The sequence below is a fragment of the Xenorhabdus sp. NBAII XenSa04 genome, assembly GCF_963866145.1.
GTDB classification, from domain to species: domain Bacteria; phylum Pseudomonadota; class Gammaproteobacteria; order Enterobacterales; family Enterobacteriaceae; genus Xenorhabdus; species Xenorhabdus indica.
Genome location: NZ_CAWMEB010000414.1, coordinates 1 through 11360 on the forward strand (window position 1 = coordinate 1; position 11360 = coordinate 11360).

Annotated in this window: 9 protein-coding genes; all 9 read right to left on the bottom strand. The window is 41.8% G+C overall.

Going from position 1 to position 11360, the window contains the following annotated elements; all coding sequences use genetic code 11:
• Window positions 1–255 precede the first annotated feature (255 nt).
• The 9 genes from AAC147_RS15965 to tssF all read right to left on the bottom strand — a co-directional run bounded on the left by AAC147_RS15965 (window position 256) and on the right by tssF (window position 11114).
• Complete coding sequence (locus AAC147_RS15965) at window positions 256–1317, bottom strand: MFS transporter (protein ID WP_231571446.1); 1062 nt, start codon at window positions 1315–1317, stop codon at window positions 256–258.
• 13 nt (window positions 1318–1330) lie between these two features.
• On the bottom strand, window positions 1331–3076 hold the full coding sequence (locus AAC147_RS15970; protein ID WP_047682837.1) for a thiamine pyrophosphate-binding protein: 1746 nt from the start codon (window positions 3074–3076) through the stop codon (window positions 1331–1333).
• A gap of 3 nt (window positions 3077–3079) precedes the next feature.
• On the bottom strand, window positions 3080–3859 hold the full coding sequence (locus AAC147_RS15975) for a phytanoyl-CoA dioxygenase family protein (RefSeq protein WP_047682839.1): 780 nt from the start codon (window positions 3857–3859) through the stop codon (window positions 3080–3082).
• Between the two features lie 116 nt (window positions 3860–3975).
• Entirely contained in the window at window positions 3976–4563 is a 588-nt protein-coding gene (locus AAC147_RS15980) for a hypothetical protein (protein ID WP_231571448.1), read from the bottom strand.
• A 98-nt stretch (window positions 4564–4661) separates the two neighbouring features.
• A complete protein-coding gene (locus tag AAC147_RS15985) occupies window positions 4662–5291 on the bottom strand; it encodes a hypothetical protein (RefSeq protein WP_052189596.1) in 630 nt (209 codons plus the stop codon).
• Window positions 5288–6667, bottom strand: a complete 1380-nt coding sequence (locus AAC147_RS15990) for a hypothetical protein (RefSeq protein ID WP_231571450.1) — start codon at window positions 6665–6667, stop codon at window positions 5288–5290. Before AAC147_RS15990 ends, AAC147_RS15985 begins: the two co-directional genes overlap by 4 nt.
• A 118-nt stretch (window positions 6668–6785) precedes the next feature.
• Window positions 6786–7286 (bottom strand): DUF4123 domain-containing protein, encoded by a 501-nt coding sequence (locus AAC147_RS15995; RefSeq protein WP_262947508.1) that lies wholly within the window; start codon window positions 7284–7286, stop codon window positions 6786–6788.
• Window positions 7283–9304, bottom strand: a complete 2022-nt coding sequence (locus AAC147_RS16000) for a type VI secretion system Vgr family protein (protein WP_047682848.1) — start codon at window positions 9302–9304, stop codon at window positions 7283–7285. Before AAC147_RS16000 ends, AAC147_RS15995 begins: the two co-directional genes overlap by 4 nt.
• Window positions 9305–9341: 37 nt before the next feature.
• On the bottom strand, window positions 9342–11114 hold the full coding sequence (gene tssF, locus AAC147_RS16005) for a type VI secretion system baseplate subunit TssF (RefSeq protein ID WP_047682850.1): 1773 nt from the start codon (window positions 11112–11114) through the stop codon (window positions 9342–9344).
• Window positions 11115–11360 lie beyond the last annotated feature (246 nt).

Sequence of the window (11360 nt, forward strand, 5' to 3'; positions counted from 1 at the left end):
ACTTATTAGGCGAATCCAAGAAATCCTAAACCGTCGCTGGCTGCACATATGACAGCCCAGCGACCCGCGATTCCAAGATCCATATTCTCTCCGTTAGTATGATAGTGAAGAAAATATTATCAATTTTGGTTGCTCTATAAGCGCCGGTTTTTTATTTCGGATACCCTATACAGAGTAAAGGTAATGAAAACAAAACAAATCAAGGCAAGAATGAAAAGTCCCCACATTAAACCCGCTGCTGTTGTTGTATGCCCACTAGAGAAAAACCATAATACAATGGCTGCTCCGGCCATTTTTAAGGCTCCTTGTAAGGCACTGCCTGTTCCGGACAATTCTGGATGTCCATGCAAACTTATCCCAAGTAATAATGGAGAAGACAGTCCACACTACCGCAAGACTATAAATAATGATAAATTTAATCGACAATATTTGAGTAAAATAAATAAAAATAGGCGCCATCGCCGTAAACAATACTAATAACGGGAGTGAAACTTTCAGAATTCTTTCAGGTGTGGAATGTGACAATCCTTTTTTTGTCAGTAACGAACCTATTACGATCCCAGCAGAATAAACCATAAACAGATATCCATTCTGTGATGAAGATAATTCAAATTGTGTCTGGAATACGAAAGGGCTGGCAGTAAAATAACCAATGGTAATAGCAAACAAAACGGCGGAGACAACACTGTATACAACAAAATTAATGTCAGATAACAGAATTCGAAAACCTGTTATTCGGCCATTATCTGTTGATTTCATCGGTGATGTTTCCGGCAACGTCATTTTTACAAAAAATGCACCTATCAGCATCATTATGGTAAGGGCTATAAAATTAAACTTCCACGGCAGATATTCTGTAATATACCCGCCAATGACAGGTGCAAAAGCAGGCGAAACTTGTGATGTCATCGAAAAAATAGCCAGAGATTTAGATAATTCCGTTTTATCCCGGAAAGTATCACTGAGTATAGCTCTGCTAATAACTGGACACCCGCCTGCACCAATACCGGTCAGAAGCCGGAATAGAGATAGTGCGTGAAATGATCCGGCAGTAGAAGTCAGATAATTACCGATAGCGGAAAATAATAAGGAAAATACAATGACAGGAATGCGTCCGTGTTTATCGGAGAGAGGCCCGTAAAAAAGTTGGGATATAGCGAAACCAACGAGATAATAAACAACAAGGCTTTGAGCCTGATTGTCAGTAATTGCGAGTGCGGTTTTTATTATAGGTAGTGCCGGATTATAAAGATCTATAGAAAATAATCCTAATATCAGTATAACGCACGAATTGATGATAATGAGTTTTGACTTCATGCTTTTTCACCTTTCATACGAGTGGGAACGCTTTTATGCGTTTGTTATATTCTTTATTTGGCGTTGTGTGTTGATTGTCACATTTAATTTCGATTAAGAATGGGCTGTGCTGTTGCATAATTTCGGCAATGCATTCCTGTAATTGATCAGGAGAATTTACACACAAACAGTTTAATCCTAATCCTCTCGCCAATTGACACCAATCATAATCGGGAATTTTTGTCAGATCTGCTTTGTTATCTTTATTATTAAAATAGCTTGCAGCATAAGATGCATTATTAAAGACAATGAAAAGTATATTGCGATGGTATTTTGATGCGGTGGCTAACTCCATTCCCTGCATTAACATACAACCGTCACCTGTTATAACCATACATTTTCTATCTGGAGCAGCAAAGCTGGCTCCTATCCCTGCTGGGATACTCCAGCCCATAGGGCCAAGTGTGGTTGCTGATATATACGCTTCAGGTCTGCGAGCGATCCAATAATGACCCAAAAATGATCGGTGCGCACCAGAATCAACACTGACTATTCCATTTTCCGGAAAATGTTTCTGGAGGATATTGATATAGGATGCTGGGTGTCTTGTTGCATCGCCTGTTGCGCTAAAATCAATAGGGAAATACTTGGGAATTATACTGAGATACTGTAACCATTTCTCCCGTTTGGAGCGGCCTTGAATGAGAATATTAGGGTAATGTTCATCAAGAGCTTCCAGGAATGCACTACTGTTTGCTGTGATCCCACAAGTGATATCAAGGTATTTACCAAGATATTCGGGATTAGTATCCACCTGAATCGTTCTACCCGAAAGTTGTAAGTCTGGAGACCATAACATAGTACTCCACTGAGTGGTATCCATTCCCAATAAGATAATACCTTCCAACTCTGGATTCTTAAATGCTTCAATTGCTCTGGGACTACCTGAATAACCATAAATACCGAGCGACAGAGGATGATCTTCTGGAAATATCCCTTTACCACTTAGCGTTGTTGCCACTGGGAAATGATACTTTTCTGCAAATGCTAACAGTGTATCAGCGGTTTCAGATGTTTTACTGCGTAACCCCGCGAGAATGATGCAATTATGGGTTTTACTCATGAAATTTTTAAATTCGGGTGAACGTATTTTATTGATATCGACCGGACGATTTTTCCAAAAATCAGAAATAATTGAACTAATGTCGGGGCGATTTTCATCATATTCATTTAAAATTTCCTTACTGACTCCCAGATACACAGGACCCCTTTCAATTCCTTTCATTGCCCGGAGTGATTCTCTCAGAAATCGACTGATTGATTGACCCGCTTTAACTTCAAATGTTGCGCGAGTCACCGGAGAAAAAATGGCTTGTTGGTTAATTCCAGATTGGGTACTGTCCTGTAATACATTGTGCATTTCCATTGCTGAAGAAATTTGGCCAGCTAAGAGTAAAACAGGAAAATTATCTGTGTAGGCGGAAGTTATGCCTGTCAGAGTATTTGTAACACCAGGACCACCAATGGCTAGACATATACCAAAATTGTCGGAGACACGAGCATATCCTTCTGCCATATAAGCAGCCCCCGTTTCGCAGGCGGTGACTACTGGAACAGGAAAAATATCTAATACTGAATCATTATCTTTTGGGTAACATTTCATGAATGCATTAATGAGCTTACCTGGCACCATGAAGAGATGAGAAGCACCTAACCGGCGTAGCTGCCTCAATATATAAGATGCTCCATTTTCTTTCTGTCCATCATTTGAATATGTCATGGCTCATAGCCCTATAAAGTGTATATTTTGCGTTTTCATTATTTTTAATGAATCCTCATGAAATGAGTCTGGGTATTGGACATTGGGCATATCTGCAAAATAAGGTTTTGGGCTTTTAGGAAGATAATCTGAAACATGCATATTATGTTGAGCACGATCCCGAAGGTACTGTAGGTATGGTTCGTTATGTTGTTCTGAAGCAGAGACTGTCCATTGTAAGGCTAATTTGGTGTTGTCAGGTGCCTTATCAGGATAAGTGCTTCTGTGAGTTATTCTGTTATCCCAGAGAATAAGATCGCCTGCTTTGCTCATGATAACTTTTTCGTAGGCTTGTGGAGTATTCAACATACTTTTCACAGTGGCTTGATCTAGCCGATGAGAAAAGGGGATTAGTGTTATTCCCCCTCCATGATCAGGCTCGTTATCCTGCAAATAGATAGCACATTGCATAAATTGTAAGTGTGTATCAGGATTTATTACCTCATCAGGTAAAAAATAGGCATCATTGTGCCAAGGGATATAAACACTTTCCCGAATTGTAAAATTAGGGAATAAAGAAAAAGTTCTGCCGAAAATCTCCTTGATCGCCGTAACTGCTTTATCATTCAAAATAGCATGAAATATTTCAGTGTTTTTTAATATGTCTGATGAAAGAAGAGTTGAAATATTATTTATCTCAGAGGTTTTTTTATAAAAATTTCTGATGGTTCTAATCTCTTCTTTGCCTATTATTTCAGGTATTACAACATAACCCTGTTCGTGCATTTTTTTGGTGATATTCATATTGATATCCTCAATAAAATTAATAAGCTGACTCAGATTGGTAAATCATTTCTTTGAATGTAATACCAAGTTGTTCAAACTCTTTAAAGAAAGAAGGGAATGAACCTTGGATTCGCCTAATAATTGGCATTTTTTATGCCATATTGATTGGATTTTTCAACACCAAATTGAATGAATTTATTGATATTATCTTGTTTAATATATCGATATTTTTGTGGAAAAAGAGAATTTAATAGTGAGTCTACATTACTTTCATAGGTATTCCATTGAACATCTAAGCGTTCAATATTGATATTTTGAAATTTTAATATACTGGTTTTCAGATATTCATCTTGTTCGCCATGCACTTCATTAAGATATTGAATGATTTCATGATAAAGTAAACTTGTTCTTTCTAATTGCCCAAGGAAGGAGTGATTATCTAGGAGCGTCTTTATCCATACATATTGTGGGTCAGTTTGAAATTCGGTACCAAATAAAATAAGCATATCAATATAAAACTGAACAGCACCACGTTGATCAAATCCATCGTTTTTCGATTTTTCTATTGCGTTTTCCAGCGCTGTCCTCAATTTATCTTCACCTAATTTTATTTTAAGATAGGGATAGGATTCATTACAATGTACTACCAGTTCATCAATAAATGAATTGAATGTATGTTTTTTTAGCATATTCCATTGGTCTTCATTAATTTCTATTGTCATATTTATGATATCTCCGGTCACAATAACTAACGCTATAGTTGCTGGTAAAATACGTTTTTAATAGAATTTAAAATCCAACAACTATGTCTTTGTTTAATTTATTGTTTGTATGAATCAATCTTGCCTGCAAGATAATCTCTATATATTAGAGTGTCTTTATTATGTTTATGCCATTCATTTTCTCTGTAAATAGAGTCGAAATGGTCGTACACATACTCATTTCCATATTTTCTTCTCATTACTAATAGTTCATATTTTTTTTCTTTATAAGGAAATTTAATCAAAAAAAAGTCTAGCACTGGCTTTAATGATTCTTCATCAAATTTTGTGTATATGTATTCATAATTCATTTTATTTTGCATTAATTGCAAGAATTTTATAGCTTCCATATCTTTTAATACATTTAATTCGGAGAATTTTATTGAACTTTCAATTTCATCCTGTAATGTCATTGTGATACTTAGCGTATTCAAATTTTCAATAGGAACGAATTTCTTATTAATCAAATAAGCATCATGAACTTTAATATACTGCGAAGATTTCAGCCATTCACTGGCATCGAACCAGACCTTTTTACTAGGAAACTCAGACGAGTTTACATCATATGAAGTTACCCTAATATACATTTGAAATTTTTGCATATACATATAGTAAGCACCTGAAAAAAATAAAGTGAAAATTGTCAAAATTGCTATCTTAACAATAAGCTTTTTTTTAAGTAAATTCATAAAATCCACTCTATTGGATTATAATTTTGCAGACCACTTTTTAGTCCTTTTGGCGAATTTCCTGTTCCCGGTAATCGCCAGGTAGCATTCGGTGCAATAGGGCCTCCACCGTGGTCTTCGTTGTATTCTCTTGCCTTCAAACCTTCATTACGTTTTTTCATTATGTCATAATCTTTTGGTTTTTCTGGTGGTTTGGCGTTTTTGTTCCCTTTACTCAATTCATAATTATAAGCTCTGCGAGCTGCTTCATATTTGTCAATTACTTTGCTATATTCTCTCGCCTCTTTAATCTCCTTTCCCGTTCCATAAACGATGTCATAGAGAGAGCGCATCTCAAACGCTTTGACCCCAACATCCCAGGCATTAGCCATTTGCTGTGCCGGACTTTTATCCTGCCCCGCATTTTTTCCTGTAAAATCGCTACCGTCCACCGAAATTCCTGCCCGGCAAGCGTAGGTTGTTATTTTAGCATCAGAATCAAATACCGACTCATACACCTTTTTAATTTCGTCTGGCCCAAATTTCCCTTCTTCCACATTCTTTCCCTGATAATGAAAGGTGGCACAATTAATCACGCCATGACAGAAAAATACCATCTCTTTGATTAAGCGTTTCTTTTGTTTTCTTTCATTTATAATCCTAATGAACATCGGTACATCTGTTACATAGCGGACACGGGCACCTAATTTTTGAGCATAGTCATTTATTCTTTGACGATCCATGTCTGTATATCCCTGTGAAAACACAATTATAATTCGTTGTACAGCATAATCTCCCTGACTTGCTTTAGGAAAAAGCTGCAACTGATGTAACCCACAATTAATAAAACGGTATTGATTTCCCATTGATTCTTCAAACCCTCTTGTAACACCTCCCGGGCTAAAATCCCATGGCGCTGTTCTGGCACCTACCACAGTAATATAATCATAACCACTGATATAAGGCTTCTCTGTAGTTGGATTATTTATATTTGTAATCAGGCTGATTTTTCTTTCTTCGAGTTCTTTAAGTGAACCGAAATTACCGCCCCTTCTTTCATAACTTTTGGCCAGCTTTCCGACCAGTACGGTCACTTCTTCGGGCTGTCGGGTCATAATACGGTCGGTTTCACCTTCTCCATTCGTCTTACCGAACCCTCTTGCGGGTACGGAAATAAAGGCATAAGGCACATTACTTACATTTACCTGGTTATCAATCGGCAATAATTTGACCTGATGACTGAATTTTTGATTACATTTCACTCCTGGATCACCCACTTTCCCCGAGCAGTTGGGAACTTTAACGGGGTGGGTGACTTTACTTTTTTTCTCCGAGATATTTTTTGTTATATCTTTTTGCAAATTTGATAAGACTGAAGTGATACTGTTTTTTTCCATAGCGATTATTTTCCTTGGTACTCGACTGTAACGAGGTAAGCCGTGGTGACGTTAATATTCCGTTCAATAGCATTCAGTAAATCAATTAACTTATTCATCTGCGCCCGGTTCAGTGTGATCATGATGGCGTTCCTTTTACAACATAGTGGTTGTTATCAAGTTGATACCCCCATTCTTCAATATTTTTAGTGAACTTAGTCAACTGTTCTGGCGTAAAGATATGAGGAATTTGATGCAGAACGCGGGGATCGTAAAAACGTAATAATGCCGTTTCTCCTGTCTTTAACCGGATATTTAACTGTGATTCAAGATGGCGGGTCAGTTTATCCAATGACAGTGTTGAATACAGCCAGGAAACAGCCGGTGCGGTTCTTTCCAGCCGTAAGAATTTTTCTTCCCATTCTGGAGCGTGATATATATCAAACAACCACGGCCCGGCAAAGGCGATTTCCGCATCCGGGAATTGCCGAAACAGTGGATTGTTTGTTCCCTCAAGATAAGTCAATTCGTCATCAAAGCAGCGCTCGTACTGTAAACCATCCACCAACGCATATAATTTCATCTCCGGGCAGGTTTCCCGGTATTTTTCCCATTTCTCCTTTAATGTTGTCGTCATCATTCTCCCCTCATGACCATAACAGAACCCGTTGGTGCCGCTGCCATCAGGCAGGACAGACAAATTTTTTCCGGCGGTGCGGTGGCCATGTTTTCAGTTTGAGCCACATTAATGGGTGACAGTTTATCCAGCATATCCGGCAACTTGCCGCCCCAGCCAGAGCCATTACCCGGTGCGCCACTGCCAAAGTTAACAGCAGCACTACTGGTGATCCCGCCTGCGTCAATTTTTAGAAAATGTCCTGCGGCCTGAATAGTCAGTTCAGAACCCGCATCAATCACAACTTTGGCACCAGAACTCAGATGAATTTCATTGCCACTTTGTGTTAACAGCGCATCCTCGGCCTTGATATGGAGTTTTTGCCCGGTTGACAGAGAAATGTCATTACCTGCCTGTACGCGGTACTCGTTATCAATGCGTAAATGGGCGTCATTTTTAATATTTTTAATATGATGTGTCCGGTTATGGCCAACATTGTGAATTTCATCATTGAGAATTTGCGCTTTTATGTCCTTCTGTGCATGAATAAACACTTCTTCACTGCCTTTCACATCCTCAAAGCGCAGTTCGTTGAAGCCTTCCCCTTTGTGGGTTTTGGTTTTAAACGTGGTGCGGGTCTTCGCGGCGGGTAAATCCAGCGGCGGGCGGTTGACGGCGTTATAGACACTGCCGGTCACTATCGGCCGGTCAATATCGCCGTTAAGGTAAGAAACAATGACCTCCTGCCCAATGCGCGGAATGGCCATAAAGCCAAAACCGTTGCCATTCCAGCCCTGTGCCACTCGAACCCAGCAGGATGCACTGTCATCGGCTTTGTCGTAGCGGTTCCAGTGAAAATGGACTTTAATCGCGCCGTCTTTGTTGACGAAGATTTCTTCGCCTTCCGGCCCGACCACGGTGGCACTCTCATCCCCATCCGCCAGAGGCTTATAATGAAAGGGCGGTCGCCAGTCGGCATAGCCATCAATAAAACTGAAATTATTGCTGAGTGTGGTGCCCTCGCCGCTATTGTCACCCAGTGCCTGCGGGCAGCGACCCTGATGGTTGATCCCGACAATCTGCCAGCAGGTATTGAGCGGGGCATGGGGATGGTCAGCAATGTTGAAAATTTGCCCCGGCATCAGTTTGATGCAGTTACTTTGCCCGTTGCCACTCTGCATTTGGTTTTTCAGGGCTTCGTGGCGGTACTTAACGAACGGTTTGGCTTCGGCATCCTTCTGAAAACGGCCATAGCTTTCGTAAACGGTATAGGGTGTCGTTGAACCGAACGCCTGATATTCGGGGTTGCTTTCCAGATGGGAGAGCGCGTAAAACGGGTGTTCCGGGTTGAAGTCTTTGTTGATGGTGCGCTGGGGCGTCATTCCCACCCCCAGACGAACCTGATAAATCGTATCGATCCCGTGTGCAGTTTCTGGCTGGGCGTTGTAACTGAGCGTCAGGTCTGCCGCCATGGGCAGGTGACTGTCACTGAAAAACAGCGTTTCATCCTCAAACCAGAAGCTGATCCCCTCTTCAGCGGCTAACCGGCAAAAAAAAGCATAATCGGATTCCCGTTTCTGGGTGATATACTCTCTGCTTTGATGGGCATCTTCCAGTTTTGAATCAGCGCGAACATGATGTTTTTTCAGCAACAGCTTCAGGATATCCGGCACACTTTGCCGATGATAAATATGGCTGTCCTGATTGAGCGTGAGCCGCCAGAGGGACGGGCGCACAGTAAACGTATACAGGGTTTTGTTGCCATCGGTGCCGCACCAGTCGGCATGGGAAATGATCCCGGTGATTTTGCGTTGTTCCCTCACACCGTGGAAGATTTGCAGTACCGCTTCCTGCATCAGCAGCGCGGTTAAATCGATTTCCGGTTTCGGTATAAAGGGATTGCCGGGCAGGGACTGAACCAGCGTCAGGTTCAGGGTGAACAGCTCGGAAAGCCCTTCCCGCAGGGTAAAATCGGCCACCGCAAATGTGCCCTCAGGTAGCCCTCCTATCCGGCAAACAAAACGTAATCCGCTTTTTAGCATGCTTATCTCCTGATTTTTATGTTTCTATTTCATATTGTTACATTTCACTGCGCAGACCGACCCGCTGCGGGAATGTCCATAACGCTGCCTGCTCACCCTGCCGATAAATTTCTAACAAAATGAAATTATCCCGCACGACAAAGCACGCCAACAGCTGGTCGATAACCTGGCAGAACTGATACATCATGCCGTCATTTTCATAACACGCTGGATCAAGGTGTAAATGCAGGGTGTTGCCATTAATGAGGCGGCCCTGACCTCGTTTGCTGAAGTCAAGACGGCTGCCCGGCAGGGTTTCCATATCGACAATACCGTCAATATGCTGCTGCATCCGGCGGCTGAGCGCGCGATCATGTTCAGCATAACAATCATACAAACGCAAAAAATCTTTCAGTGATACCGGATTGAAAAGCAAAAACGGCGTGGTGTTGAGCACACCAATCAGTGACCAGTCTGATTTTCCCATCACCATGAGGGGAAAATCCGGTGAGACAGGCGTGATATTGCGGGCACGCAGATGAGCAGGGACGGATTCCTGGGATTCGGTAATATCGCCTGGCTTCAATGTCATTGCCTGCGTATGGTAGCCGATGAAATGCGCGCAGACTGGTTGTGGCGGCAGGCGGGTAGCGTCTTTTCCATCCGTACCCAAAAAATGTATCCGATTCTGAATACGCCCAAGCAGATCGATGGAGAGCCGGGGCTGGAAATAGAGGTTATTGGGTTGCCCTTCATCACGCAGCCAGTCATTTTTCTCGTGGAACTGCGCCACAGGCCGGAAATGAAGGGTTTTACCGTGAGATTGTTTTCCACCGAGTTGCCTGGCCGTTTGGATACCCTGTAACTGGAATAACCGCTCAGTTTCTAACAACGGAATGGCATAATATGCGTTATTTTCTTCAGGCAGGATCGGCTGACTTGACATCGTTTCCAGGTGAACGGCAGGGACACAGCCTAACTGGAACGCATCGCCTAATGTCTCCAGCGGCAGCTCGCCTTCCAGCCTGAATATCAGCTCAAATGAACCGTCGCGGTTTAATGGTAACTCGCGGTAATCCAGCGCATCAAAGGTCACAAAGTCAAAAACATGAGGCAGGCAGTAGTATTCCGTCATCCGTTGCAGACGGTCAAAATGGTTATGGCTGGTAGGCAGTATACTGTGAGGGTCATGAGCATCACACCCGTACAACTTGCTGTATCTGAGTCTTTTTTCTTCGTTTTGCGTGCGCAGGTAAATCTCATCAAGATACTGTTCCAGCCACAGACTCAGCTGAGCCGCTCGTTCACGGTCTGTACCAAGAAAAAATTGAAGCTGCCCTACCTGCCAACGGTCTGACACTGCCCCCGTTTGGCGCAGTGTCAACGTTATCTCGCTGTATTCCCGTGTTTTTTGGATCTGTCTGTTCAGGACAATGAACGGTTCAATATGCAAGGGGCGGCAGGTGCGAAACCGTAGCGCTTTTTCCCGCTCAGCCGTGGTTATCGGGGCGCCCTGGGGGATATCTGCTGCGCCCTGATGGACGCCCTGATGGGGCGTGAACTTAATGATCGTCGTCGGTGGCACAGGGCGTAAGGTATGTGGCCAGATGCGTCTGAGCATGTCATGGGTTATTTGCGGAAAACTGTCTTCAATGGTGCTGCGTAGATTTGAGGTTAATAATGAAAAACCTTCAAACAGGCGTTCAATATCCGGATCATGAGAGGTACTCAGAAAAGATTCCAGATGCGGACACTCCGCTGCCATCAACTTTGCTTTTTCACGCAAGTAAGCTAACTCTTGCAGGTATAGCGATTCCTTGTTGTTTTTCATTGATTGTTATCTCTCATGTTACGGTGAATAATTGATCGGCATTTTTTTGAGAAAGTTTTTATTAAATGAATGTGTTAAAAGGAAAGGTTGCTTACCACACAGATTTTTTTATTAAAAAAAGTTAATATTATTCTTTTTTATAACAGGGAGGAGTGTGATGAGCGGTGTCGGTTCTTTTTTGCCACAGGCAAAAAAGAATTGTTTGCTGATTTATCCGGATTTTTTTCGCACGCTTGCCGTCTGTGT